Below are 23,796 nucleotides of genomic sequence, written 5' to 3' on the forward strand. Positions count from 1 at the left end.
TTCCACCGGCGCGGGGGCAACAACAGCCGTTAACTCAGAACAACCAGGAACCGTACCCCCACAGCAGCACCGTCACCCCAAGCAGCAGCTCGAGCAACAGGATACCGATAGCGAAGGTCGAGCTGGAGAAGATGAACCCTTCCTTACTGTCAATATTCAGGAAGTGCGGGATCCCCAGATTCAGCAGATAGCCCGAATAGCACAGGCCGATAATGCCGACAAACAGACACAGCCAGACGACCGGATAGAGCGCCACAATCCCGCTGAGGAACATAGGGGTCGCCACGTAGCCGGCGAACACCATGCAGCGGTGCAGGCTTGGGCGCGATTCATAGCGCCGCGCCATCCAGTGAATGACTTTCCCCATGGCCGCTACGCCTGCCAGCATCAGCAGGTAGAACGCCACGGCGGTATAAAACGCGGTAAACATGTCGAGCCTGATGGCATGTCCCTCGCCGGAGAGCCAGCCCAACTGGGTGGTGCCGATAAAGGCGCAGACCACCGGGATGGCTGCCAAGAGCAACACGTGATGGGTGTATAGGTGCGAGACGCTTTCATTCTCGCTTTTTATCTGTTCGAACTCGGCGCTGGGATGCGCCAGAAGTCCCCAAACATGACTGACCATGAGACACCTCCTATCTCGCCGTAGGCCGCGATCGGCGAACGAATTTCACACCTCCGACGGACTGCTACCCGTGCGAGGATTGCGGCCACGGGGCTCTCTCCCCTGTACTAATTATAGTCTTTTGGCGAAAAAACGTGCGGAAAGCGAAAGGCGCGGCGCTTTGTCTTATACTCCCCCCATTAAACCCAGGCTGCGAGGAAGGTCATGTCATCCGCTATCACCACCCGCCAGGCGGGGATCGTCGACGTCGACGCCGGGCGCAACGTCACCGTAATCGAGCCCTGCAATCTGTACGGCTGCCGGCTCGGCGACGATGTCTTCGTCGGCCCGTTCGTGGAGATCCAGCGCCACGTCAGCATCGGCGCGCGCAGTAAAATTCAATCGCACAGCTTTATCTGCGAATACGTCACCCTCGGCGAAGCGTGCTTTATCGGCCACGGCGTCACCTTCGCCAACGATCTGTTCAAAGATGGCGCGCCCAACGCCGATCCGGCCAGCTGGGGGCGCACCTGCATCGGCGATCGAGTGTCCATCGGCTCCGGCGCCACGATCCTGGCGGTGAAGATCTGCAGCGACGCGGTGATCGGCGCCGGGGCGGTGGTGACCCGTGACATCACCCGCAAGGGGATTTATGCCGGCAACCCGGCGCGCCTGCTGCGGGAGCTGCCGTAATGACCCCGGCCATCCGCATCGCGGCCATTGAGGCGCTGCCCGATGATTATCTGACGCGCGGCGATTTCAGCTTCACCATCGCCTGTTACGCTCTGCCGCAGTTTGACAGCCCGGTCGACAGCTGGCCAACCCGCCCGGTGGCGCCGTTTCGCAAGCGGTATCCGCTGGCGCCGTTCGCCAACGAAGACAGCGTGACCTTCCTGGCGTATCGCCAGAATGACGCCGTTGGCCATATTACGCTGAGCAAAAACTGGAACGGTTACACCCTGATCGACGAGATCGCCGTCAGCGCTCACGCGCGTCGTCAGGGTATCGCCGGGGCGCTGCTGGACTGCGCCAAACAGTGGGCGCGGCAACAGGAAACCTCAGGTATGATGCTCGAAACGCAGAACAACAATCTGGCGGCCTGCCGCTGCTACCAGCATTACGGGTTTATTCTCGGCGGCATCGATCGTTTGCTGTACCGCGCCGAGCCGGAGATCGCCGATCACGAAATCGCGCTGTTCTGGTATTTGCCGTTCAATAGCGAAATCGGTTACTGATTTATCGAACGTCATTGAGGCTATGTTTACTTTTTAACCCCTACCATCGGATGAGAACTGTTATCACTTACTCTGATAAGCCAGCGACACCCAGGGAGGGCCGTATGAACCAGAACAAGGCTGTTTTACTGATGTTAGCTATCGCCATGAGCGGATGCGCCGAGCGCCCCGCCGCCGTCGTCCCCGCAACGCCGCCGACCGGCGTCACCGTTTCGCCGCCGGGCGTGCAGCCGGAGATGGACGCCAGCACCCGCAGCAAGCTGCGTGAGATCCTCGCGCTGCGCGCCGGTTGGCCCGCCGCGCAGCCGCATGGCCGCAGCGTCGATTTGATTTCGCGCGAATTCCTCGGCACGCCCTACCTCGCCAACCGCCTGATCGGTGCGCAGAACACGCCCGAGCGGCTGGTGATCGACTTCCGCGGGCTGGATTGCTTCACCTACATCGATTATGTGGAAGCGCTCAGCACCGCCCGCAGCGAGGCCGAGTTCGTTCAGCGTCTGGTGGACATTCGCTACGTCGACGGCAAAATCGCCTTCCCGCAGCGCAAACACTTCTTCACCGACTGGGCGCAGCGGCCGCACAAGGTGGCCGAAGACATCACCGCGCAGCTCAGCCCGCACGCCGTCACCCTCGTGAAAACCCTCAATCAAAAGGCGGACGGCGGCAGCTACCTGCCCGGTTTGCCCAACGTACAACGCAGCGTGACCTATATCCCCAGCGACAGCGTCGACGACAAGGTGCTGGCCCAACTGCGCACCGGCGATTACATCGGCATTTACACCAACCTCGCCGGGCTGGACGTGACCCATACCGGCATCTTCGTGATGACCGACAACGGCCCGGTGCTGCGCAACGCCTCATCGCGCAAGGCCAACATGCGGGTGGTCGATTCGCCCTTTATGGATTACGTGATGGCCACGCCGGGCATCGTGGTGCTGCGTTCACTCAGCCGATAATCCCCCATCGCATAACGGCTATAAGCTATAGCCGTTTATGCTGAGCGAGCGTTTGACTTCATCGGCGGTTCAGGCTTAGCTGTAAGAACAAAAAACAACTGATTTTATTGTTCTTTTCAGGGAGACTTCGATGACCTTACGCTGGCGTATCACCCCTCTGGCGGCGGCCTTCGCCGCCGTATTGGCGCTGCAGGGCTGCGATCAAAAAACCGACCAAAACCATATCAAAGTCGGCGTCATCAACGGCGCGGAACAGGACGTGGCGGAAATCGCCAGACAGGTGGCGAAAGAGAAATATGGGCTGGAGGTCGAGCTGGTCGGTTTCAGCGGCTCGCTGCTGCCGAACGACGCCACCGACAAGGGCGAACTGGACGCCAATGTGTTCCAGCACCGCCCGTTCCTCGAACAGCAAAACAAAGATCACGGCTATAAGCTGGTGGCGGTCGGCAATACCTTCGTCTTCCCGATGGCCGGCTACTCCAAAAAGATAAAATCGCTGAAAGAGCTGCCGGACGGCGCGGTGATCGCCATCCCACTCGATCCGACCAACCTGGGGCGCGCCCTGCTGCTGCTGGAAAAAACCGGGCTGATTAGCCTGAAGCCTGGCAAAGGGTTGCTGCCTACCGCCCTGGACATCAGCGCCAACCCGCATCGTTATCAGATCATGGAGCTAGAAGGCGCGCAGTTGCCGCACGTGCTGGACGATCCGAAAGTCACCGTCGCCGTCATCAGCACCACCTACATCAACCAGACCGGCCTGTCGCCGACCAAAGACGGCATCTTCATCGAGGATAAAGACTCGCCGTACACCAACATCATCGTCACCCGCGAAGACAACAAGGACGCGCCAAACGTGCAGAACTTCATCAAGGCCTATGAGTCGGACGAAGTGGCCAAGGCCGCCGAGAAAATCTTCAACGGCGGCGCGGTGAAAGGCTGGTAATCACAGGCAAAGAGCCCCTTCCCGCTCATCATCGGGTTTTCTTATCTCACCATAAGAAAACCCGATTTACCCCGGCGGCGAGCGGCGCGCATAATGGCGTTTATCCGCTGATTTCCAAGGTAAACAGGCATTATCATGACGCTCTCCGCTCCCGTACTTAGCCTCCTTGACGCCACACCGGACGATATGTCCGCCGTGCTGCGCATTTACACCCACCACGTGCTGTACGGCGCGGCCTCGTTTGAAGAACAGCCGCCGACGCTGACGGAAATGCAGTTGCGCCTGAGCAAAGTGCGGGAAGCCGGGCTGCCCTGGCTGGTGGCGAAAAGCGAAGGCCGTATTGTCGGCTACTGCTATGCCACGCCGTATCGCCCCCGGCCGGCCTATCGCTTTACCGTGGAAGACTCGGTATATATCGCCGAAGGGCAACAGGGCAAAGGCGTCGGAAAGGCGCTGCTGAGCGCGCTGATCGCCCGCTGCGAGCAAGGTCCCTGGCGCCAGATGCTGGCGATCGTCGGCGATTCCGCCGCCAACCGCGGCTCGCTGGCACTGCACCAGTCACTCGGCTTCACCAGCGCAGGGACGTTAAAAGCGGTAGGGTTCAAGCTGGGGGAATGGCGCGACACGCAGATTATGCAGCGCGCGCTGGGCGCGGGCGACAATCGGCATCCTTGAAGGCATGGCGACGCACGATAGGGAGTTAGCGTCTATAGTGAAGAGTGATTTCATTGAGTTAGCGCCAACCGCGCGCCACCTGTAACCGGTAAGGGAGAATCAAATGAAAATTATTCTGTGGATAGTCGCCATCATCTTTATCGTGGGTTTGTTGACGATTACCGGCGTTCTCAAACTGATCTTTTAATTCATCTCATACGTCCCGCCCCTTCCGGGGCGAGACTTTTCATCATGCCTTGAAACGCGCGCGTACCGCGCCCAGCGCCGACACCGCCGCCAGCACCACGCCGCCGGCCACCAGCCCGAACGCCACGTTCAGCAGGGCCGGAACCACACCCTGCAAAAGATGGCCAAACGTCGGCACCACGGTGGTGTACGAGGCCCAGTCTTCGAACAGGTGATGCACCGGCGGCAAACCGTGGGTCAGAATACCGCCGCCGACCATAAACATGGCGACAGTGCCGACGATCGACAGCGTTTTCATCAGATAAGGCGCGGCGCGCACGATGCCGCTGCCGATGGCGCGCGCCAACGCGCTGCCTTTGCGGCTCAGATACAGCCCCAGATCGTCCAGCCTGACGATGCCGGCGACAATGCCGTACACGCCGAGCGTCATCACGACGGCGATGCCGCACAAGACGATCACCTGCTGGCTGAAGGTGGCGCCGGCGACCGTGCCCAGCGTGATGGCGATAATCTCGGCGGAGAGCACGAAATCGGTGCGTATCGCCCCTTTCACCTTGCGCTTCTCATAGGCCGCGGCGTCCTCATTGGCGCCGGGCCCGTCCGATTTTTCCTCCTGCGCCGCCTTGCCGTGGCTCAGGCTGTGAAACACCTTTTCGAACCCTTCGTAACACAGGTAGGCGCCGCCCACCATCAGCAGCGGCGTAATCGCCCAGGGCGCGAAGGCGCTGATCAGCAGCGCCAGCGGCACCAGGATCGCCTTGTTGATCAGCGAGCCTTTGGCGACGCTCCACACCACCGGCAGTTCGCGATCGGCTTTAACGCCGGTGACCTGCTGCGCGTTAAGCGCCAAATCGTCCCCCAGCACCCCGGCGGTTTTTTTCGCCGCCATCTTGCTCATTAAAGAGACGTCGTCCAGCAACGAGGCGATGTCGTCGATGAGGGTAAGTAAACTACTTCCTGCCAAAATGATTCATCCTTTTCATATTCACGGGCCATTCTATGTTTAGCATAGCGGTAAAGCGTCATAAAAGGATATGGGAGGATCTCGGAAAATGCCGGGCGGGCGTTAAGCCCCCTCGCCCGCCAGCCCCTCATCGGATTCGGTAGCAGCCGCACGCGAGATATGTTGAAGGACAAAACGATGGGCCGCAAAGACGCACGATAAATGCGTACTGCCCTCAAGCAAGCCAAAGGCGGTTTGGGCGTTGCCATGCTGTTCGACGAAGCGCTGCAAGGATTGCGCGCTGAACAACTCGTCCTGCGCTGCCGCCAGCAGCAAGGTCGGCAATCGCAACGCCGCCAGTTGCTTGGCCGGGGCGCGAGGCGTCAACGCGTTAGCCATATTGACGCTGTATTGGCAGACAAAATCGGGGGCGGCGGCCAGCACCGCCGGGGGAAAATTCAGGCTGACCGCCCGGGCTTGCCCAAACCACCGCCCGCCGCTGAGCGCATTGGCGACAAACGGCCATTGACGCACCTGCGCAAAACGGGCCATCGCCGCCAGATCGCGGGCCATCCCGGAAAATGGCCCCAGCTCGGGCGCCAGCAGGATCAGGCTGTCCGCCTGCTGCTCGCCAGGATAGCGGGTCAAGTAGTTGAGCAACATCCCGGCGCCGCTGGAATGGCCCAGCAGGTGCCTGCGCGCCAACGGGAAACGGCGGCGCATTTCCGCCAGGATGACATCGACATCGCGCCAAATACGCTCAGGCCGCTCAACCGTCCCCCTCTCTCCCGCGGAATCGCCGTGCCCGCGGATGTCCACCAGGCACACCGCGAGCGTTGGCACGGCGGCCAACTGGCGCGCAAGAACGTCATACCCGGCGGCGCTGTTAACCCCGCCGCCGTGATAAACCACGATCACGTCTTCGCTCTCGGCAGTGTGCCGATACAGACGATAGCTCAATCCCTCAACGCGACCGGACAGCATGTCCGCATGCCCACCCGGCCACTCGCCGTAAGACTTCGCTTGCTCAACATAGCGGTCAAAATCAATCAAAGCGCACCTTTCCATGATGTTGTCGGTACTTCCTACGGCAAAATTCCCCGCCCTCACGATGATAAGCATATGAAATAACAGCAGGAACTACCATGTCTTTTACACGCTGAGCCCTTAGTATCAGGGCAGATCCCCCGCCGGCACATTGAGCTGCCAGGAGAGGCCGAAACGATCGTTGAGCCAACCGAAACGGGCGCTGAAGCCGTAGTCATCGAGCGGCATCAGCACCTTGCCGCCCTCCGCCAGCCGGTGGAACGCCCGCTCCAACGCTTCTTCGTTAGGCAGATTGATGAACAGCGACACCGCCGGGGTAAAGCTGAAGTCATGGCTGATCGGGCTATCGGTAAACACCAGGTTCTGTCGATCGAAATCGATGGCAGCATGCTTGATCAACCGCCGGCCGTCCGGCGTCGGGTCGTAATGCTGCACCTGCATGAGCCGAAAACGCTCGAACACCTGGCTGTAGAGATCGATCGCCTGCTGCGCCTCTCCCTGGAACATGACAAAGGTCGAAACCTGACTCATAACATCCCCTCCGGCAAACGTTGTGGTATTAATGGAGGATAGCGGATTACCGTTGAAGCGGCGGAAAGGAGCAACCATGAGCATCATTCATCGCCTGGCGCAGCCGGACGATCTCAACGGCCTGTTAGCCTTGTATCGCGAGCTGCGCCCGCAGGACGCGCCGCTGCGCGCCGACGACGCGCGCCGCACCCTGCAACGCCTGCTGGACGATCCGGCGATCCGCCTGGTGGTGGCGGCGGACGAGGAACAGCCGATCGCCACCTGCATGCTGGCGCTGATCCCGGGGCTGGCGCATCAGGCGCAACCGTTCGGCGTCATCGAACACGTGGTGACGGCGGAGCCCTACCGCGGCCACGGCGTAGCGCTCGCCATGATCGAATACGCGCTGCAGCTGGCCTGGCGTAAAGGCTGTTACAAGGTGATGCTGCTGTCGGGGCAGCAACGCACCGGCGCGCACCAGCTTTATCTCAAAGCGGGTTTCGACGGCGATCGCGAGCGGGGATTTGTCATCAGACGGCCCGAAGGCCGATAGCGGCCTGCAGCAAACGGGCAGGCCGCCAGGCGGGTTATTCGCTGTCGTTTTTCGCCAGACGGGCGTCTTTTTGGCGGCGATAGTCACGGGCGGCGGCCGGGATCGGCGTCACCTTGCCGGTTTCAATCCAGCTGCGCAGCCGGTTGGCGTCGGCGAAGTGGGTGTATTTGCCGAAGGCGTCCAGCACCACCAGCGACACCGAGCGGTTACCGATCACGGTGCGCATCGCCAGGCAGTGGCCCGCCTGGTTGGTGAAGCCGGTCTTGGTCAGCTGAATGTTCCACTTCGGGTTGTACACCAGATGGTTGGTGTTGCGGAACGGCAGTGTGTAGTTCGGATCCTTGAAGCTGGCCATGCGCTCGGTGGTGGTGCTGAGCTGGCCGATCAACGGGTATTGCTTGGTGGCGATCAGCAGCTTGGTCAGATCGCGCGCCGTCGATACGTTATGAATAGAGAGCCCGGTCGGTTCCACGTAATGGGTGTTGGTCATGCCAAGCGCCCTGGCCTTGGCGTTCATCGCTTTGATGAAGGCGTTGTAGCCCCCCGGATAGTGGTGCGCCAGGCTAGCGGCCGCGCGGTTTTCCGACGACATCAGCGCCAGCAGCAGCATATCCTTGCGGCTGATTTCGCTGTTCAGCCGCACCCGCGAATACACCCCTTTCATCTCCGGCGTCTGGCGGATGTCCACCGCCAGCATCTCATCGAGCGGCAGGTGCGCGTCCAACGTGACCATGGCGGTCATCAGCTTGGTGATCGAGGCGATCGGCACCACTTCATCCGGGTTGCGCGCATACATCACCTTATGGGTTTGCATATCGACGACCATCGCGCTGCCGGAGGCCAGCTCAGGCTGGGTGGCGTGCACGGCGGCGGCGTTGTCGCTGGCCAGCGCGCGCGGCGCAAAGCCTGCGCCCGCCTGCAAAGCGAGCAGGGTCAGAACCAAAACACGTATTTTCACAGGCATTACTCTGAAATGGGGGCTTGAACTCAGCGAATTATATGTGAGGGTTCAGCGCTTGGCACTGGGATTGTATGGCGGATTTGTGACAAATTCTGTCGGCCGAAAAACGACGCAGCCCGCGGGCGCTCTGGGATGAACGCCCGCGTAGAAAAAGTTACAGCGCCGGCTGCCAGGCCGACTGCGGCAGCAGGTACAGCCCCGGCGTTTGCCGCGCTCCCGCGCCGACGATATGGCCGATGCCGGCCGCCATCACCGCCAGCGTGACGTCGAAGGCGTTGAGGCTGTCGCCGTAGCCGGCGGTCAGGTTGAACATCGACCCGTTGGCCAGCAAATAGACCGTCTTTTCATTCAGTTGGTAAGCATTCACATAAGGCATCGGCTCGTGGTGCGGCACGCCCTTGAGGAAGCCGACGTCGATCTCTTCCGCCACGTGGCCGACGTTGAGGATAAACACGCCGTCCTGCGCCTGTTGCAGATGCTGCGCCGAAAGCACGTTTTTCGCGCCGGTCGCGGTGGCGATCACGTCCGCCTGCGCGACCCCGCTCGCCAGATCCACCACCTGCCAGCCGTCATAACGCGCCTGCAGCGCGCGCGCCGGATCGATTTCCGCCACCATCACCTGGCCGCCGTAGGCTCTGGCCGCGGCCGCCGTCCCCTGCCCGACCAGGCCGTAACCGATCACCAGCACGCGCTTTTCATGCAGCGTCAAGTGGGTGGTCTGGAAGAAAGTGTGCCAGGCGGTCAGCCCAACCATATGCCGATTGTGCAGCCCCTCTTTCACCGGCAGATCGTCCCAGTTGAAGATCGGGTAGCGCGGCGCCACGCCGTTCAACCGGTTGATGCCCGAGCCGGTGGCCTCCAGCCCGGCGACGATCTGCGGGCCGTTCGGCGATTGGTGCAAACGGGTGGTCAAATCCGCTCCCATTTCGCACAAATGAGTCGGCCGCCAGGCCAGCGCGCGGTCGAAGGATTCCGACCATTCGCCGGCGCTCATGTCACGCCAGGCATAGGCCTGCGCGCCTCGCCGCTCCAGCCAGCTCACCACATCGTCCTGCACCGTAGTGGGATTGCAGGTGGTCAGGAAGATCGCCGCGCCCTTGTCCAGCAGGCCGGCCACCAGCGGCGCCATTTTCAGATCCAGGTGCATGTTGCACGCCAGCCGCACCCCGTGCAGGTCCGGCAACGCCGCCACCGCGGCTCGGGTGCGCGGCATATGACGCGTCGCCCAGCTCAATTCGCTCTCAAAATCCTGATACATCCGTTGCTCCTCTGGTGTGCCCCGCCGCCAGGCGTGGCAAAAAATTATCCCGCGCGGCCAAGCCGGCGGATCGCCTGCGGCGACAGGCCAAAGACGCGGATAAACGCCCGCCTCATGCGCTCCGGATCGCTGAATCCCACCGAACGGGCGATCGCCTCCAGCGGCTCGGCGCTCTCTTCAATACGTACCCTGGCCGCCTCCACCCGCAGCTGTTCGATCACCTTGGCCGGCGTCTGCCCGGTTTCGGCGCGGAACAGCCGGCCGAACTGACGCTCGCTCAGGCAGGCGGCGTCGGCCAGATCCGCCACCGACAGCGGCAGGTGCAAATGTTCGCGCGCGTACGACAGCGCGGCGCGCATGCGATCCGACGACGGGTTCAACGCCAGCAACAGCGAATACTGCGACTGCCCGCCGGGACGACGGTGATAGACCACCAACTGCCGCGCCACGGCCGCCGCCAGGGCGGCGCCCAGATCGTCCTCGATCAGCGCCAACGCCAGATCGATGCCGGCGCTGATGCCGGCCGACGTCCAGATATCGCCATCGCGAATGAAAATGCGGTTGCTGTCGACGCGAATGCGCGGATAACTCTGCTGCAGCCGCGCCGCATGATACCAGTGGGTGGTGGCGCGTTTGCCGTCCAGCAGTCCGCAGGCCGCCAGAATAAACGCCCCGGTGCACACGCTGGCGATACGCCGCGCTCGTCGGCTTTGGTTGGCCAGGAACGCCGCCAGCGCCGGTGACTGCGCCGCCATCACGTTGCCGCTGCCGCCGGCCACCACCAACGTATCGAAACGCTCGTCGCCGCACGGTTGCGTGGCGATTTCCACCCCGGCCGAGCTGGCGACCATGCCGCCCTGCGGCGAGATCGCCACGCAGCGGTAGGCCGGCGGATCGGTAAACTGACTGACGTTATCGAACGCCGCCAGCGGGCCGGCAAAGTCCAGCAGGTTGAAACCGGGAAAAACCACAAAACCGATCGTTTTCATGATGGCGCTTTTTGAGGGTTATCTATCATATCAGCCAAACACAGGGCGGCTATTATGGCCCAGGTCTAACGATAAAAATGAGGCGAATGTCATGTCTGAACCACTCGTGATTGTATTTCCCATCTATCAAGGCGTCACCCAACTCGACTTCACTGGCCCCTTGCAGTTCCTGCGTCGCATGCCGGGCGCGGAAATCATCGTCGCCTCGGTAGACGGCGCGGATGTCGAGTCGGAAGGCTTGCACTTCACCCAGTTGCGCCCGCTGCCGGAGATCCCGCGCTGCGACGTGCTGTGCGTGCCGGGCGGCAGCGGCTGCGCCCAGGCGCTGCAGGATAAAGCGTTCATGCAGCAAATCCGGCGGCTGGGGGCCGATGCCCGTTACCTGACCTCGGTATGCACCGGTTCGCTGATCCTGGCCGCCGCCGGTCTGCTGGCGGGCAAACGCGCCGCCTGCCACTGGTCGATGCGCGACAGCCTGAAGCTGTTCGGCGCCATACCCAGCGCTGCTCGCGTAGAACGCGACGGCAATGTGATCAGCGGCGGCGGCGTCACCGCCGGCATCGACTTTGCGCTGGCGCTGATCGCCGAACTGCACGGCGAAGACACCGCCCAAATGATCCAGCTTTATCTGGAATACGCCCCGGCGCCGCCGTTCGAGGGCGGCACGCCGGAACTGGCCCCGCCGCACATTTACGCCAGGGTACAGACGCAGATGGCGGAAAGCCTGGCGCGGCGCAGAGCGTTGGTGGCCCAAATCGCCCAAGGCTAGCGATCGGGCGTATACTTGCCCTTATGCGTCAGCCACATAAGGAGCAAGGAATGACCGATTTGGCCCACTACATTACGGACTACGGTTACTGGGCGTTGTTTATCGGCTGCCTGGCGGAAGGGGAAACCATCACGCTGCTGGGCGGCATCGCCGCCCATGAAGGCTTGCTGCACTGGCCGTGGGTGATCGCGGTGGTGGCGCTGGGCGGCATGATGGGAGACCAGTTGCTGTACTTCGCCGGCCGCCGGTTCGAAGGCCGCGTCATCTCGCGGCTCAAGGGGCAGGAAAAGCGCATCGCGCGCGCCAGAAGGCTGATCGCCCGCCACCCGATGCTGTTCGTTATCGGGGTGCGTTTCATGTACGGTTTCCGCATCATCGGCCCGGTGCTGATCGGCGCCAGCCGCCTGCCGCCGTCGCGCTTCGTGCCGCTCAATATCCTCGGCGCCATTCTCTGGGCGACGATCTTCGTCATGCTCGGCTATTTTGGCGGCCAGGCGATCGAACGCTTCGTTACCGGCTTCGACAAAAAGCTCTCCGGCCTGCTGTTTGTCGCGCTGGCGATCGCCGCCATCCTGCTGGTGCGTTTCTGGTGGCGTAAACGCCACCCGGAGTAAGCGAACGCAGCGGGCGTCAGCTTTCCTGCGGCGCCGCGCGCATCAGCTCGACCAGCTCGCGCGCCGCCTTGTCCAGCGGGCGGTTCTTCAGCCAGATCAAATGCATCGGCAAGCGCAGCTCGTTCTTGGTGTTTTTGAATTTCAGCCGCACCAGCCTCCCCTGCGCCAGCAGCGGCTCGGCCAGCGACAGCGGGAAGTTGCCCCAGCCCAGGCCCGCCTCCACCATGTTCAGCGCCATCGGCAGGCTGTCGGTGCGCCAATACGCCTCCGCCACCTGCGGGCGCAGATCGCCGATCGGCAGATCGCGGCTGGCCACCATGATCTGCCGCACGTTGACCAGATCCTCGAGAAACAGCTCGCCCGCCGCGCCGTCCAGCGCCGGGTGCTGCGGCGACAGCATCGCCACCAGCGACTCCGCGCCGACGAAGTGGAACTGTTCTGCGCTGTTGATGTTCAGCCCGCCAAACGCCAGACAAACGCCGACGCGCTCCTGATGCAGCATATGCAGCACGTCGTCCTGCGGCGCGCTGAGCACTTCGATGTTCAGCAGCGGATAACGCTGCGACAGCGTTTTCACCGCCGCCAGCAGGCCGGCGCCGTTGATATCCGACGCCACGCCGATCGAGAGCCGGCTCTCCAGCCCCTGAGACAGTTCGATGGCGTGCACCTGCAGTTGCTTGAGCTGCCCGGCGATCAGGCGGGCGTGCGGCGCCAGAGCCAGCGCCAGCGCGGTCGGCGTCGGTTCGCGGTGAGAACGGTCGAACAAGGCAAAACCGAGCTCCGCCTCCATGTTGGCGATAGCCATGCTGACGGCGGACGGCACGCGCCGCAGCGCGCGGGCGGCCGCGGAAAACGAGCCGCGATCGAGCACCGCCAAAAACAGTTCGATATTGTCGCTGGAGAAATTCATTGTTTAACTTGTCAATAAAACTGACAGCTCCTGACTTTTTCTATCAATGTGATTGACGTTATCTTAGCCGCCGTCGCCACAGAGGCAACTAAAAACAGATCGGGAGAAAACGATGCAAGGCGTCAAACGCAAACTGGTGTATGTCACCGCTTATGAAATCATCGGCATGGCGATCTCGGCGCTGGGGCTGGCGCTGCTGTCAGGCCATGCGCCAAGCAGTACCGGGCCGCTGGCGGTGGTGATCACCACCATTGCGGTCAGCTGGAACTTTATTTACAACTATTTATTCGAGTGGTGGGAAAGCCGCCAGGCGTCGCGCACCCGCACGCTCAAACGCCGCATTTTGCACGCCGTCGGCTTTCAGCTGACGCTGGTGGTGTATCTGATCCCGCTGATCGCCTGGTGGATGGGCATCACGCTGTGGCAGGCGCTGCTGCTGGATATGGCGTTGATCGTCATCATTCCTTGCTACACCTTCCTGTTTAACTGGGCGTTCGACAAGCTGTTCGGCCTGCCCGCATCGGCCCTGCCGGCCGGTGAATCGGCCTAAGACTCGCTACGCACCCACCGACCCGCTGCTGATCCCATTTTCTGCGCGGGTCGCCATTTCCTTCCCCCTTAATTCTCACCGCGAAATATAAGAACAACACCCTGTAATTTGCACGGTAATTATTATTTTGTGATTTTAATCACTTTTTATTCTTCGATATTTCCGTCTTGATAAAACATCACATCTTTTTGAATAATATATCCTTTTATATTTGGATTAAAAAATAAACACAATTGTTCACGTTTTATGCGCAGTATTTTTTGCCACCATTACGGAGAAAAGGTAGCATGCTTCGCCGTTATTTTAATGATGGCTGTATACACAATAAACAGCGGAATGATGCCACGACCTCATTCTCATGACGATTGGTCATAGCAATCGTTTGCTCTCGTTAAGAGCAGGGTTAACATAGACAGGTAAACAGGACGGATAATGCACTCACAAAAAAAGTCGGCGGATGACAAACACGCCGCCAGAAGACGCTGGCTAGACTCTCATGAATCCGGTTATCACAAAAGCATGGGCAACCGGCAAATCCAAATGATCGCCATCGGCGGCTCCATCGGTACCGGCTTGTTCCTCGGTACCGGCGGCCGTCTCGAGTTGGCCGGGCCGGCGCTGGCGCTGGTCTACCTGGTGTGCGGGATCTTCTCTTTCTTCATCCTCCGCGCGCTGGGCGAACTGGTGCTGCATCGCCCTTCCAGCGGCAGCTTCGTTTCTTACGCCCGCGAATTCCTCGGTGAGAAAGCCTCTTACGTCGCCGGCTGGATGTATTTCCTCAACTGGGCGATGACCGGCATCGTCGACATCACTGCCGTGGCGCTGTACATGCACTACTGGGGCACCTTCGCCGACGTGCCGCAGTGGCTGTTTGCCCTCGGCGCGCTCGGCATCGTCGCCACCATGAACATGATCGGCGTGAAGTGGTTCGCCGAAATGGAGTTCTGGTTCGCGCTGATCAAGGTCGTCGCCATCGCGCTGTTCCTGATTGTCGGCGTCGTCTTCCTCGGCACCGGCACCCCGGTCGCCGGCCACACCACCGGCATGCACCTGATCACCGAAAACGGCGGCATGTTCCCGCACGGCCTGCTGCCGGCGCTGGTGCTGGTGCAAGGGGTGATCTTCGCCTTCGCCGGCATCGAGCTTATCGGCACCGCCGCCGGCGAGTGTAAAGATCCGGCTAAAATGATGCCCAAAGCGATCAACAGCGTGATCTGGCGCATCGGTCTGTTCTACGTCGGCTCCGTGGTGCTGCTGGTGCTGCTGCTGCCGTGGAACGCCTATCAGGCCGGCCAAAGCCCGTTTGTCACCTTCTTCAGCAAGCTGGGCGTGCCTTACATCGGCACCATCATGAACATCGTGGTGTTGACCGCCGCGCTGTCCAGCCTCAACTCCGGCCTCTATTCCACCGGCCGCATCCTGCGTTCGCTGGCGATGGGCGGCTCCGCGCCGAAGCTGATGGCTAAAATGAGCAGCCAGCAGGTGCCTTACGCCGGCATCCTGGTTACCTGCGGCATCTACGTGATCGGCGTGGTGCTCAACTACCTGGTGCCGTCGCGGGTATTCGAGATCGTGCTGAACATCGCCTCACTGGGCATCATCGCCTCCTGGGCGTTTATCATCGTTTGCCAGATGCGCCTGCGCAAAGCCGTGCGCGAAGGCCGTGCGCAGCCGGTATCGTTCAGAATGCCGGGCGCGCCGTTCACCTCCTGGCTGACGCTGGCGTTCCTGCTGATCGTGGTGGTGATGATGGCGTTCGACTACCCGAACGGCACCTGGACCATCGCCACCATTCCGGTGCTGGCGGTGCTGCTGACGCTGGGCTGGTTCGGCCTGCGCAAGCGCGCGCAGGAAGTGAAGCTGGAGCAGCAGGCTCACGAAGAGCAGAACCCGCGCTGAATCGACAAACCGCCCTCCGGGGCGGTTTTTTTATCCGCTATAACCGGCCGTAAAAGGTCATTCTGGCGCTTTCCGACAGCATGACATCCGGCTGCGCATTGTAGGCCAGCACCACCAGCATGCGCGTGGTGTCGCCTTCGGTCGGCGTCACCCGGTGCATGGCGTTGCGCCCGCGAAACAGCACCAGATCCCCCTCCTCGATCGCCAACTGTTTGACCGCCCGCTCACCGTCCAGCACCTGCGTGACCCCGGCATAGTTCATCTCGCCGCGATCGGCGTCGCGCAGGTTCTCAACGTATTCGAAACGGCCGCCCGCCTGCGGTTTCTGGATCAGCAGCGTGATGGCAAACGAGGAGTTGTCAAAATGCCAGCCCAGCTCCTGACCGGCGTGGGCGTAATGCAGGTTGATCGACGACAGCCGATCGGCGTAGGGATACAGCTGCGCCTCATCCAACACCGCGCAGAGAAACTCGCGAAACGCCGGGGCGTCGTACAGCGCGCGCAGCGGCGACTGCAGCGGAATATCCTCGTCGGTAATGCAGCCCTTGGACGACGACACCAGCCGGTTGCGCGCGTGATCGGCCGGCAGCGCGTCGTCCTGCGGGCGCAGATACACGTTGTGTTGGCTGGTGGCATAAAACGCCGCATGGTGCTGTTCGGCGCCCTCCAACCTTACCGTTGCCAGCGCGGCGGCGCGCAGAAATCCCGGCAGCACCAGCGCACCGGCACGCGCCAGCGTTTGCTGGCAACGGGCGCGGAACGCGGCGTCGTCGATGGGATGGGCGGACAGATCGATAATATCGGCAAGTGACGGCATGACGTTCCCCTCGTGTGCGAAAGCCGGATGCCTCTCACTGTAGCGAATGCCGCATTGCCGCCATAACAAAAATACGTTATGGATAAGCTAACGAATTCTTAGCGATAAGCCCTTCTCATGCACTCACCGTCCCGTGCGCGCTTGCCCAAGCTGAGCGCCATTCTGGCGTTCGAAACCGCCGCTCGCACCGGCAGCCTGGCTCGCGCGGCGGATGCGCTGGCGCTGACCGCCGCCGCCGTCAGCCAGCAGATCCGCCAGCTCGAACAACATCTGGGCATCACGCTGTTCATTCGCGCCAAAAGCGGCGTCACGCTGACCGAGCAGGGCGCGGACTACCTGGCCTACGTGCAGGAGGCGTTTGAAACGCTGCGCGTGGCGCAGCAGCACGTGGAACGCCAGCGCGGCAAGCAGACGCTAACGGTGTTCACCCTGCCGGCATTGGCCTCCAAATGGCTGAACCCGGCGCTGGGCGACTGGCTGGCGCAGTGCCCCGACGGCGATCTGCGGCTGCACGCGACCCATGCGGCGGTCGATTTCGCCCATTCGGCGGCGGATTTCGCCCTGTGCTTCGGCGATCAGGATTACCCGCTGCTGGAAAAGGCGCGGCTGTTTCAGGATCGGGTGCAGCCGGTATGCAGCCCGGCGCTGCGCGATCGCGGCGACTGGACGCAGCTGCCGCTGATCCACGTCGACTGGGGCAAGGAGAGCCAGTTTTTGCCGGGCTGGCACGAGTGGTTCACCGCCGCCGATCGGTCGCCGCCGCCGCGGCGCGGGCTGACCTATAACCTGACCTCGCTGGCCATCGACGCCGCCGTGCAAGGGCACGGGGTGCTGCTCGGCCAGCGGCGGCTGATCGCCCGTGAACTGGCGGAGGGCCAACTGGTCACGCTGGCCGAACCGGCGCTGCCGCTCAGCAAACCCTACTACGTGGTTTACCCGCCGCGCACGCTGGAAAAACCCGGCGCAGCGGCGTTTCTCCGTTGGCTGCAGGCGCTGGCTCAGCGCGCGGTATAACCGCCGTCGATGCTGTAAAACGCGCCGGTGGTGAAACTGCTGTCGTCCGAAAGCAGGAAAGCCACCGTTTTCGCCACCTCTTCCCGCGTCGCCATCCTCCCCATCGGGTGCGAAGCGGCCATCTGCGCCCGCTCCGACGCCGGCAGTTCCCCCATCGCCGGCGTATCCACATAGCCCGGCCCGACGGCATTGACGCGCACGCCGCGCGTGGCGAATTCCAGCGCCGCCGAGCGCGTCAGGCCCAGCACGCCATGCTTGGCGGCGGTATAAGGTGCGATCCCGGCAATGCCCACCACGCCGTTGGCGGAAGAGAGGTTCACCACCGCCCCGCCGCCGCCGGCGACGATCGCCGGCAGGCCATACTTCATACCGAAAAACGTGCCGCTCAGGCAAGTGGCGATCACCTCATGCCAATCGTCGACCGCGTACCGATCGATATCCACCTCGTGCGGGCCGGTGATCCCGGCGTTGTTGACCAGCAGATGCAGCGCGCCGCAGCGCCGCACGGTCTCTTCAATACCCTGCTGTACCGACTGCGCATCGCGCACGTCCATCCGCAACGTCATCACCCGCCGGCCGTCGGGATCGAGCCGTGCGGCGGCGGCGGTGAGAGGCGCTGCGTGGCGGCCGGTCATCACCACCGTGGCTCCGCGCCGAAACAGCTCGGCGGCGATCGCTTCGCCAATGCCGGTGGACGCGCCGGTCACCAGCGCCACCCGATGTTTGAAATCTTGCATAGCCGTTCTCCTGCAACGTTGAACTCAGGGGAACAGGCTAGCGCCGGCAAGTGACAGTTTGCGGCAGCAGTGATGCCCAATACGGCGAGAAATAAAAGGAGTAATGCTTATCAATATTTTATCTATACGATGGAAGTAAATTGTATAACCATTTTATTTTCATCATTAAATGTATAAGGCGCACCCACTCTGACGCCAAAACTCATTATAACTTTTTATATATTAGTTAGATTAAACCCCTATTTCCCCGCTGTCACAAAACTGTCATAGATAAATGCATCTTAACTTTTCGGAGCATTTATCATGGCAAAGACTCGCATTATCGCTACCATCGGCCCCGCCTCTCGCCACATCAACACGTTGGCAGCGCTGGAAAAAGCCGGCATGTCCGTCGCCCGATTGAACGGTTCGCACAACACGCTCGACTGGCATGCGGAAACCATCGCCCTGCTGCGTAAAACGTTGCCGGATACGCCGGTGCTGTTGGACATTCCCGGTAGAAAAATCCGCACATTGCAACTGAAACACGAACCCTCATTCACTAAAGGGCAAACGCTGATCCTCACGACCGATACCTCGCATAACGGGGAGGAAAAAGTCCCGGTGGGGTACGGCCGGTTGCATGAACGGCTGACGGTGGGCGATAAGGTTTTCGCCGATGATGGCACCCTCTCGTTCCAGGTCGTTAACATCGTCGATCGGGACATCCACCTGCAGGCCGACATGGACGGCCAACTGAAAAGCCGCAAAGGCATCAATGTGCCTGGCATCGATCTCGGGCAGGCGCTGATAACGGAGAAAGATCGCGACATGATCGCCTTCGCCAAAGCACATCAAGTGGACTACATCGGCATAAGCTTCGTCGAAAGCGCGGCACACATCAACGCGATCAGAACGCTGATCGGAGGCGATACGCCCCGCATCGTGGCGAAAGTGGAAAACAGCGGCGGCATAGAGCATCTGGAGGAAGTCATCGCCGCCGCCGACGTTATCATGATCGATCGCGGCGATCTGGCGGTAGAAACCTCGATCGACCGCGTTTCTCTCTACCAAAAACAGATCCTCCTAGCCGCCTCCCATGCGGGCAAACCCACCATTGTAGCGACGGAATTGCTGCACAGCATGATAGAGAACCCGCTGCCAACCAAAGCGGAGGTCAGCGACATCACCAACGCGGTGCTGGATGGCGCCGCGGCGGTGATGCTCTCCGGTGAAACCGCCGTAGGCCGCTATCCTCTGGAGGCCGTTGCCCGTATCGCCAGCGTAGCCCATCAGGCGGAACAGCATTTAGCGCATGCGCCCCACTCATCCCCCCCTGCGCAGGTTGACGATATTCGACAGGCTGTCGGCGCCCTTATCCGCGCCTTGCCGATCTCCCGGGTGGTGGTGTTTTCTCGCACAGGTTACAGCGTGCGCATCGCCGCCATGGCCAACATCGGCATCCCGATCGTCGCATTCGGCAACGATGCGGCGACGGTGCGCAGCTGGAATATGCTGCCAGGCATCACCGGCCTGACATTGCCTCGGATCGATCTGACACAGCCGGAAACCGAACGTTTGGCTCTGAATGTCCTGTCAGACAATGGATTGATAAATCGGCACGATGTTTTGCTGCTGGTCAGCGCCCAGCAAGACAATCAGCATATCAGCGGGAATATCTTGCGCACGCTCAGCGCCGATGCCTACCTGCAATCTGACGCGGCGCGGGAACCTCACCGGAAAGAAGAGGTGGCCTGATGGATAATCATACGTTGTTCTATCTGGTGATTGCGCTATTTGCCGTGATCCAATCGGTTTTCGGCATGGGCATCTTGGTGTTCGGTACACCGACGCTATTAATGCTGGGCGTTGATTTCTCCTCCGTACTTGGGCTGCTGCTGCCGTCGTCGGTGCTGATCTCTCTGACGCAGACGCTTGGCGCCCGCCGCATTGCTTTTCCCGCTCGCGAAAAGGTCAATATGCTGATTTGCGCCATTTTCGTCATTCTGGCGCTGAGCCTGGTCTTGCATTCGACGGTGAAAGTGAATGTCGATCTGCTGGTGGGCGCCATCCTGCTGTTTTCCGCCTTGATGCGCTTTCGTCTGTCACTGCAAGAAACATTGAAACGTTATCTCGGCAAACATCAGCGCGCTTATGTCGCAGTCATGGGTCTGATACATGGCGTCACCAACATGGGTGGCGCCTTGCTGGCACTCTACGCTGCCGCCAGCCATCGCGAGAAACTGGAGATAAGAACCACCGTCTCCCGTTACTACCTGATGTTCGGTTTAATTCAATTGGCCACGCTGGCCAGCATTAAATGGCAAGCCCTGAGCCTCGACGGTTTCACCGCGGCACCGCTGGCTCTACTGGTGTATCTGGTCGTCGGCAATCTGCTGTTCAAGAGAGCCAGCGCTCCCGTTTATGAAAAAATGGTGACCGGCTTTATTGCCTTCTATGGCGTGGTCGTTCTCACTAAAGGCTATTTATAGGCTCCCCATGACGACGACTCTCTTTTCTCTGATCCCGGTGATATTTTTAATCGCCATGGGATTCACACTACGGCACAAGAACCTGATCGATCGGGCTTTCTGGCTGCCCTGCGAAAAGCTGAATTACTTTTATCTCTTCCCGGCGCTGATGTTTATCCAGGTCGGCAAAGCCGACCTCAGCCAGTTTCCGGTGCGGCCGATTGCCCTGTCTGTACTGGGCGCTGTCCTGATTGGCGCCTTGTCGTTGTACCTCTGGCGAATCTGGCTAAAACAGCCCGGGCCGGTTTTTTCTTCGGTCATACAGGGCGCTCTGCGCCCCAATACCTACATCGGGGTTGCCGCAGCGGCGGCGACTTTCGGCCACACCGGCCTGACGGTGACCTCCATCAGCATCGCCGTCGCCATCCCGCTGTTGAACGTGGCCTCGATTGTCATACTGATGCATTACGGTCAGGGTACCCGCCCCGGCGGCAAACAGATCGCCAAAGCGTTGGGGAAAAACCCAGTGATCCTTTCGGTCTTGGCCGGTCTGGCCTTCAACGCCAGCGGCTGGTCGCTTGGCGCGGCGCTGGAGAACATTCTCACCATTCTCGGCGGCGCCTCTCTACCATTGGGGTTGCTGGCGGTCGGCGCAGGGCTGGATATACAGGCGGCGCGTACGGCGCAGGGCCCCGTACTACAATCGTCCTTCGTCAAGTTACTGCTGGTACCGCTGTTGACGCTGGGAATCGGCATCACCCTGGGCATCTCCGGCCCGGTGCTGGCGACTATCGTCCTGTTTAACGCCTTACCCTGTACACCTTCCGCCTACATCATGGCGAGACTGCTGGGCGGCGATCATCGCTTGTCGGCCGGTATCATCACGATCCAAACGTTGCTGGCGGCGGTCACCATTCCTGTTATTTTGCTGCTGACCCAGTTTTCAGCTCATCCAGCTTAAGATGGGCCTCATACTTCCGCCACAACGCGTCGAACCAGCCGTCGTCTCCATGACGATCGTTGATGCGCTCGACCGCTTCCGCACACTGTCGGCGGGCCAAGGCCAACAGGCCGGCCTCGCCCGCCGATAAAACAGCCAATAAGCGCGCCATTTCCACCAGATAGTGACGGGCAAAGGAGATATCGTAATCGGTAATGTTCTTGCTGTTGTCAATCAAGTCGCACAGTTTGATGGTCTGCGCTTCCGCACAGGCCTGCGCGCTGTGCCGCAGATTGGCATTTTTACGGTGCAGACGCTCACCGCCGTAGCTGCGAGGCTGCACGTCGGTCAACATTTCCACATAACGCTCGACCGTCGGACCGAATTCTCGCCGGATATCCGCCAGGGTCACCGCCGTATCTTCTACCGTATCATGCAGCCAGGCAGCGGCGACCATTTCTGGCGTCGGCTTAGCCCGCTGCAGCAAATCCACCACCGCTGCAGGATGCACGATATACGGCTCCCCGGTGAACTTGCGTCGCTGATTGCAGGCATGATGAGCGTCATTGGCAAATCGCTGCGCTTTCAAGGTTAAATCCATACTTTCTCCTTATCCATATCGATTCAGTGTAACGGCAGCCATGCTGACATCTGAGTCGATTTGGTTATGAGTTATGCCGACAACGCAGCACGTAATGCGCTCACAAACGCCGCAAAGCCCGCTATTTTATGCCTACTTTTTCTCATGCGAGACACCCTGTGGATACCCAACGCTACCTGCAGCATATCGGCTTTGCCGGCGCCGCCCGCCCTGATCTCCCCACGTTGCAACAGCTGCACCATCGCCACATGCTGAGTATGACCCTTTAATTTAAAAAATCGATAAACATCGCCCAGGAGCGCATGATTTATCAGACGGTTAGAATCGAAAGAATTTGGAGTTAGTGAAATTTGCCGAACTTTTTCGATTATCTTCGTCCCATGGATGCCCCATGAAAACACCAGCTACCAACTACCACCAGCGGATAGCGCTTATCAGGCTCGAAAGCCCGAACAAAAAGAATACCGTCCATATCAAGAGGAATTTCCAATCGGCTAATTTTTCGCCCATCTGTCGTAACTCCCGTATTAGTTTGCTAAAATCAATCACAGGTTCTCCCTTGCCTTTCCCAAGGTGCAGAAACAAGAAAGCCCCGAACTGTTGGTCGCAGTCGGGGCTTTCGCTTTTTGGATGTAAAAAAACCAGCTCACGGCTGGCGGTCATTTTGTTGTAGGTTACTCCGGCTTATCCGGCCACTCTGGATTATCAACATCAACCCGGCTCAGCAGCACGCTGTAACGCTCCCAGGCTTCTAGGGTGGCCTTTTCTTCGTCCGTGGCCATGTCGAGTTTTACAGCCAGCTCCAGCGGTTTCATCGTTGCATAAGCACTATTCAGTAATCGCTTTTGTTCCATGGTATTGAGCTGTTTGCTGTCGGGCGGTACCAGCTCACCATTGATAACCTTCCAGTAAGATTTGCCTATCAAATCGGCCGGTGCATCTTCCCTGGATAATTCGTATACCGTAAACCCTTGCGGGAACAACAACGCCCCTTGGTCACTGGCGCATACTACATCACCGTTGTCATCGGCAAGAACGTACACATTTTTTCCTGTGCGCTCATTATCCCAGGAGATAGAGTACCAATCGGTGCCGCTTTCATTTTTTAGGTAATTGATACCCTCAATCCCCAGGAGGTGGTCAAGAATCTCACCCTCTGTTGGCATATATGCCGTAAATTTCCCCAATAATTTCATATCATCACCCCGCATTAACCCAGTTGCCGCCAATATTGACCATCACATACGCATACACCACCCGGTTGATGCGGTCGTCTCCTACTGTTTCGGCGGCAATACTCACCGCCCCTTGCGGAATGAGATTTTCATATTGGTCGCTCCAGCCCTCCGCACCGCTCCAGAATGCCACGCGTGGACCAACTTGCACTCCTCGGATAAAATTGTTCATCTGCGCCATGATTGCATCCCACAGCCAACCGCCCCCTGGCGTCCAGCGCGTCCCCCAGATGTTGCCGTCAGTGGCCATCTTGGCATTGCCAACTTGCACATGGTCGTTTGCATACAGGATTTCAGCATTTACCGTTCCATTTACCCCCAGCGTGGCCTTGTTGTCCGATGTGTGGTCTATGCTGATAAGCCAGGTACCGCCTTCAGCATCAACATCCAACTCCAATAC

The 23,796-nt window shown here is 60.2% G+C and carries 27 protein-coding genes and 1 pseudogene; 15 read left to right on the forward strand and 13 right to left on the reverse strand.

Annotated features, from left to right (window positions below; translation table 11 throughout):
• Positions 1-34 precede the first annotated feature (34 nt).
• Positions 35-625: a Yip1 family protein gene (locus tag ACMGGK_RS16885; RefSeq protein ID WP_025301967.1), complete on the reverse strand. Its 591-nt coding sequence runs from the start codon at positions 623-625 to the stop codon at positions 35-37.
• A gap of 204 nt (positions 626-829) precedes the next feature.
• Here ACMGGK_RS16885 and ACMGGK_RS16890 point away from each other — a divergent pair, with 204 nt between their 5' ends.
• The 5 genes from ACMGGK_RS16890 to ACMGGK_RS16910 all read left to right on the forward strand — a co-directional run bounded on the left by ACMGGK_RS16890 (position 830) and on the right by ACMGGK_RS16910 (position 4,413).
• Positions 830-1,297: an acyltransferase gene (locus ACMGGK_RS16890; RefSeq protein ID WP_049299467.1), complete on the forward strand. Its 468-nt coding sequence runs from the start codon at positions 830-832 to the stop codon at positions 1,295-1,297.
• A complete protein-coding gene (locus tag ACMGGK_RS16895; protein ID WP_033641018.1) occupies positions 1,297-1,839 on the forward strand; it encodes a GNAT family N-acetyltransferase in 543 nt (180 codons plus the stop codon). Before ACMGGK_RS16890 ends, ACMGGK_RS16895 begins: the two co-directional genes overlap by 1 nt.
• A 104-nt stretch (positions 1,840-1,943) precedes the next feature.
• A complete protein-coding gene (locus ACMGGK_RS16900) occupies positions 1,944-2,795 on the forward strand; it encodes a DUF1460 domain-containing protein (RefSeq protein WP_151254842.1) in 852 nt (283 codons plus the stop codon).
• Positions 2,796-2,925: 130 nt separating this feature from the next.
• Positions 2,926-3,738: a MetQ/NlpA family lipoprotein gene (locus ACMGGK_RS16905; RefSeq protein WP_079449537.1), complete on the forward strand. Its 813-nt coding sequence runs from the start codon at positions 2,926-2,928 to the stop codon at positions 3,736-3,738.
• A gap of 135 nt (positions 3,739-3,873) precedes the next feature.
• A complete protein-coding gene (locus tag ACMGGK_RS16910; protein ID WP_048232997.1) occupies positions 3,874-4,413 on the forward strand; it encodes a GNAT family N-acetyltransferase in 540 nt (179 codons plus the stop codon).
• Between the two features lie 229 nt (positions 4,414-4,642).
• Here ACMGGK_RS16910 and ACMGGK_RS16915 read toward each other — a convergent pair whose 3' ends face one another.
• The 3 genes from ACMGGK_RS16915 to ACMGGK_RS16925 all read right to left on the reverse strand — a co-directional run bounded on the left by ACMGGK_RS16915 (position 4,643) and on the right by ACMGGK_RS16925 (position 7,120).
• Positions 4,643-5,563 (reverse strand): DUF808 domain-containing protein, encoded by a 921-nt coding sequence (locus tag ACMGGK_RS16915; protein ID WP_028127651.1) that lies wholly within the window; start codon positions 5,561-5,563, stop codon positions 4,643-4,645.
• Positions 5,564-5,665: 102 nt separating this feature from the next.
• Positions 5,666-6,595 carry an alpha/beta fold hydrolase gene (locus tag ACMGGK_RS16920; RefSeq protein WP_420277049.1) on the reverse strand — a complete coding sequence of 310 codons (930 nt, stop codon included), beginning with the start codon at positions 6,593-6,595 and terminating at the stop codon, positions 5,666-5,668.
• A 120-nt stretch (positions 6,596-6,715) separates the two neighbouring features.
• Complete coding sequence (locus ACMGGK_RS16925; RefSeq protein ID WP_016928646.1) at positions 6,716-7,120, reverse strand: VOC family protein; 405 nt, start codon at positions 7,118-7,120, stop codon at positions 6,716-6,718.
• 76 nt (positions 7,121-7,196) lie between these two features.
• Here ACMGGK_RS16925 and ACMGGK_RS16930 point away from each other — a divergent pair, with 76 nt between their 5' ends.
• Positions 7,197-7,652 (forward strand): GNAT family N-acetyltransferase, encoded by a 456-nt coding sequence (locus tag ACMGGK_RS16930; RefSeq protein WP_016928647.1) that lies wholly within the window; start codon positions 7,197-7,199, stop codon positions 7,650-7,652.
• A gap of 34 nt (positions 7,653-7,686) precedes the next feature.
• Here the strand turns inward: ACMGGK_RS16930 and pbpG are convergent, their stop codons facing one another.
• The 3 genes from pbpG to ACMGGK_RS16945 form a co-directional block, all read right to left on the reverse strand.
• The gene (gene pbpG, locus ACMGGK_RS16935; protein WP_028127653.1) at positions 7,687-8,616 is read right to left on the reverse strand and encodes a D-alanyl-D-alanine endopeptidase; all 930 of its coding nucleotides are present in this window, start codon (positions 8,614-8,616) and stop codon (positions 7,687-7,689) included.
• Positions 8,617-8,767: 151 nt separating this feature from the next.
• On the reverse strand, positions 8,768-9,871 hold the full coding sequence (locus ACMGGK_RS16940; protein ID WP_197783378.1) for an adenosylhomocysteinase: 1,104 nt from the start codon (positions 9,869-9,871) through the stop codon (positions 8,768-8,770).
• 44 nt (positions 9,872-9,915) lie between these two features.
• Positions 9,916-10,860: a GlxA family transcriptional regulator gene (locus ACMGGK_RS16945; RefSeq protein ID WP_420277050.1), complete on the reverse strand. Its 945-nt coding sequence runs from the start codon at positions 10,858-10,860 to the stop codon at positions 9,916-9,918.
• Between the two features lie 91 nt (positions 10,861-10,951).
• Between ACMGGK_RS16945 and ACMGGK_RS16950 the strand changes: the two genes are divergently transcribed.
• Entirely contained in the window at positions 10,952-11,629 is a 678-nt protein-coding gene (locus ACMGGK_RS16950) for a DJ-1/PfpI family protein (RefSeq protein ID WP_197758163.1), read from the forward strand.
• Positions 11,630-11,679: 50 nt separating this feature from the next.
• Positions 11,680-12,243: a DedA family protein gene (locus tag ACMGGK_RS16955; protein ID WP_025301947.1), complete on the forward strand. Its 564-nt coding sequence runs from the start codon at positions 11,680-11,682 to the stop codon at positions 12,241-12,243.
• A 16-nt stretch (positions 12,244-12,259) separates the two neighbouring features.
• On the opposite strand, the gene ACMGGK_RS16960 is transcribed toward ACMGGK_RS16955, so the two are convergent.
• The gene (locus tag ACMGGK_RS16960) at positions 12,260-13,153 is read right to left on the reverse strand and encodes a LysR family transcriptional regulator (RefSeq protein ID WP_016928653.1); all 894 of its coding nucleotides are present in this window, start codon (positions 13,151-13,153) and stop codon (positions 12,260-12,262) included.
• Between the two features lie 112 nt (positions 13,154-13,265).
• Between ACMGGK_RS16960 and ACMGGK_RS16965 the strand changes: the two genes are divergently transcribed.
• On the forward strand, positions 13,266-13,703 hold the full coding sequence (locus tag ACMGGK_RS16965; RefSeq protein WP_016928654.1) for a PACE efflux transporter: 438 nt from the start codon (positions 13,266-13,268) through the stop codon (positions 13,701-13,703).
• A 432-nt stretch (positions 13,704-14,135) separates the two neighbouring features.
• Positions 14,136-15,602, forward strand: a complete 1,467-nt coding sequence (ansP, locus tag ACMGGK_RS16970) for an L-asparagine permease (RefSeq protein WP_028127655.1) — start codon at positions 14,136-14,138, stop codon at positions 15,600-15,602.
• 37 nt (positions 15,603-15,639) lie between these two features.
• Here ansP and ACMGGK_RS16975 read toward each other — a convergent pair whose 3' ends face one another.
• On the reverse strand, positions 15,640-16,419 hold the full coding sequence (locus tag ACMGGK_RS16975; protein ID WP_049299458.1) for a 2OG-Fe(II) oxygenase: 780 nt from the start codon (positions 16,417-16,419) through the stop codon (positions 15,640-15,642).
• 117 nt (positions 16,420-16,536) lie between these two features.
• Between ACMGGK_RS16975 and ACMGGK_RS16980 the strand changes: the two genes are divergently transcribed.
• The gene (locus ACMGGK_RS16980; RefSeq protein WP_049299457.1) at positions 16,537-17,433 is read left to right on the forward strand and encodes a LysR substrate-binding domain-containing protein; all 897 of its coding nucleotides are present in this window, start codon (positions 16,537-16,539) and stop codon (positions 17,431-17,433) included.
• Here the strand turns inward: ACMGGK_RS16980 and ACMGGK_RS16985 are convergent.
• A complete protein-coding gene (locus ACMGGK_RS16985) occupies positions 17,418-18,170 on the reverse strand; it encodes an SDR family NAD(P)-dependent oxidoreductase (protein WP_420277051.1) in 753 nt (250 codons plus the stop codon). The two genes, ACMGGK_RS16980 and ACMGGK_RS16985, sit on opposite strands and share 16 nt — an antisense overlap.
• A gap of 303 nt (positions 18,171-18,473) precedes the next feature.
• On the opposite strand from ACMGGK_RS16985, the gene pyk reads away from it, so the two are divergent.
• The 3 genes from pyk to ACMGGK_RS17000 are packed head-to-tail and all read left to right on the forward strand — an operon-like array spanning position 18,474 to position 21,581.
• The gene (pyk, locus tag ACMGGK_RS16990; protein ID WP_016928659.1) at positions 18,474-19,907 is read left to right on the forward strand and encodes a pyruvate kinase; all 1,434 of its coding nucleotides are present in this window, start codon (positions 18,474-18,476) and stop codon (positions 19,905-19,907) included.
• Between the two features lie 14 nt (positions 19,908-19,921).
• The gene (locus ACMGGK_RS16995; RefSeq protein ID WP_239511168.1) at positions 19,922-20,641 is read left to right on the forward strand and encodes a TSUP family transporter; all 720 of its coding nucleotides are present in this window, start codon (positions 19,922-19,924) and stop codon (positions 20,639-20,641) included.
• 7 nt (positions 20,642-20,648) lie between these two features.
• A complete protein-coding gene (locus ACMGGK_RS17000) occupies positions 20,649-21,581 on the forward strand; it encodes an AEC family transporter (RefSeq protein ID WP_033641030.1) in 933 nt (310 codons plus the stop codon).
• Here the strand turns inward: ACMGGK_RS17000 and ACMGGK_RS17005 are convergent.
• Positions 21,541-22,161, reverse strand: coding sequence for an HD domain-containing protein (locus tag ACMGGK_RS17005; RefSeq protein ID WP_420277052.1), 621 nt, complete (start codon positions 22,159-22,161; stop codon positions 21,541-21,543). The genes ACMGGK_RS17000 and ACMGGK_RS17005 overlap by 41 nt on opposite strands.
• 158 nt (positions 22,162-22,319) lie before the next feature.
• Here ACMGGK_RS17005 and ACMGGK_RS17010 point away from each other — a divergent pair.
• Positions 22,320-22,421: pseudogene (locus ACMGGK_RS17010) on the forward strand (arylamine N-acetyltransferase); the annotation flags it as partial.
• A 414-nt stretch (positions 22,422-22,835) separates the two neighbouring features.
• Here the strand turns inward: ACMGGK_RS17010 and ACMGGK_RS17015 are convergent.
• Positions 22,836-23,357, reverse strand: a complete 522-nt coding sequence (locus ACMGGK_RS17015; protein ID WP_420277053.1) for a tail fiber assembly protein — start codon at positions 23,355-23,357, stop codon at positions 22,836-22,838.
• A 4-nt stretch (positions 23,358-23,361) separates the two neighbouring features.
• On the reverse strand, positions 23,362-23,787 hold the full coding sequence (locus ACMGGK_RS17020; protein WP_420277054.1) for a hypothetical protein: 426 nt from the start codon (positions 23,785-23,787) through the stop codon (positions 23,362-23,364).
• Positions 23,788-23,796: the final 9 nt, after the last annotated feature.

The sequence above is a fragment of the Serratia sp. BNK-33-b genome (assembly GCF_048684565.1).
Classification (GTDB): Bacteria; Pseudomonadota; Gammaproteobacteria; order Enterobacterales; family Enterobacteriaceae; genus Serratia; species Serratia marcescens.

Excerpts from the sequence above, each read along its gene's own strand:
- ACMGGK_RS16885 (WP_025301967.1), bottom strand. The coding sequence starts at position 625 with ATGGTCAGTCATGTTTGGGGACTTCTGGCGCATCCCAGCGCCGAGTTC.
- ACMGGK_RS16890 (WP_049299467.1), top strand. The coding sequence starts at position 830 with ATGTCATCCGCTATCACCACCCGCCAGGCGGGGATCGTCGACGTCGAC.
- ACMGGK_RS16895 (WP_033641018.1), top strand. The coding sequence starts at position 1,297 with ATGACCCCGGCCATCCGCATCGCGGCCATTGAGGCGCTGCCCGATGAT.
- ACMGGK_RS16900 (WP_151254842.1), top strand. The coding sequence starts at position 1,944 with ATGAACCAGAACAAGGCTGTTTTACTGATGTTAGCTATCGCCATGAGC.
- ACMGGK_RS16905 (WP_079449537.1), top strand. The coding sequence starts at position 2,926 with ATGACCTTACGCTGGCGTATCACCCCTCTGGCGGCGGCCTTCGCCGCC.
- ACMGGK_RS16910 (WP_048232997.1), top strand. The coding sequence starts at position 3,874 with ATGACGCTCTCCGCTCCCGTACTTAGCCTCCTTGACGCCACACCGGAC.
- ACMGGK_RS16925 (WP_016928646.1), bottom strand. The coding sequence starts at position 7,120 with ATGAGTCAGGTTTCGACCTTTGTCATGTTCCAGGGAGAGGCGCAGCAG.
- ACMGGK_RS16930 (WP_016928647.1), top strand. The coding sequence starts at position 7,197 with ATGAGCATCATTCATCGCCTGGCGCAGCCGGACGATCTCAACGGCCTG.
- pbpG (WP_028127653.1), bottom strand. The coding sequence starts at position 8,616 with ATGCCTGTGAAAATACGTGTTTTGGTTCTGACCCTGCTCGCTTTGCAG.
- ACMGGK_RS16940 (WP_197783378.1), bottom strand. The coding sequence starts at position 9,871 with ATGTATCAGGATTTTGAGAGCGAATTGAGCTGGGCGACGCGTCATATG.
- ACMGGK_RS16945 (WP_420277050.1), bottom strand. The coding sequence starts at position 10,860 with ATGAAAACGATCGGTTTTGTGGTTTTTCCCGGTTTCAACCTGCTGGAC.
- ACMGGK_RS16950 (WP_197758163.1), top strand. The coding sequence starts at position 10,952 with ATGTCTGAACCACTCGTGATTGTATTTCCCATCTATCAAGGCGTCACC.
- ACMGGK_RS16955 (WP_025301947.1), top strand. The coding sequence starts at position 11,680 with ATGACCGATTTGGCCCACTACATTACGGACTACGGTTACTGGGCGTTG.
- ACMGGK_RS16960 (WP_016928653.1), bottom strand. The coding sequence starts at position 13,153 with ATGAATTTCTCCAGCGACAATATCGAACTGTTTTTGGCGGTGCTCGAT.
- ACMGGK_RS16965 (WP_016928654.1), top strand. The coding sequence starts at position 13,266 with ATGCAAGGCGTCAAACGCAAACTGGTGTATGTCACCGCTTATGAAATC.
- ansP (WP_028127655.1), top strand. The coding sequence starts at position 14,136 with ATGCACTCACAAAAAAAGTCGGCGGATGACAAACACGCCGCCAGAAGA.
- ACMGGK_RS16975 (WP_049299458.1), bottom strand. The coding sequence starts at position 16,419 with ATGCCGTCACTTGCCGATATTATCGATCTGTCCGCCCATCCCATCGAC.
- ACMGGK_RS16980 (WP_049299457.1), top strand. The coding sequence starts at position 16,537 with ATGCACTCACCGTCCCGTGCGCGCTTGCCCAAGCTGAGCGCCATTCTG.
- ACMGGK_RS16985 (WP_420277051.1), bottom strand. The coding sequence starts at position 18,170 with ATGCAAGATTTCAAACATCGGGTGGCGCTGGTGACCGGCGCGTCCACC.
- pyk (WP_016928659.1), top strand. The coding sequence starts at position 18,474 with ATGGCAAAGACTCGCATTATCGCTACCATCGGCCCCGCCTCTCGCCAC.
- ACMGGK_RS17000 (WP_033641030.1), top strand. The coding sequence starts at position 20,649 with ATGACGACGACTCTCTTTTCTCTGATCCCGGTGATATTTTTAATCGCC.
- ACMGGK_RS17005 (WP_420277052.1), bottom strand. The coding sequence starts at position 22,161 with ATGGATTTAACCTTGAAAGCGCAGCGATTTGCCAATGACGCTCATCAT.
- ACMGGK_RS17015 (WP_420277053.1), bottom strand. The coding sequence starts at position 23,357 with ATGAAATTATTGGGGAAATTTACGGCATATATGCCAACAGAGGGTGAG.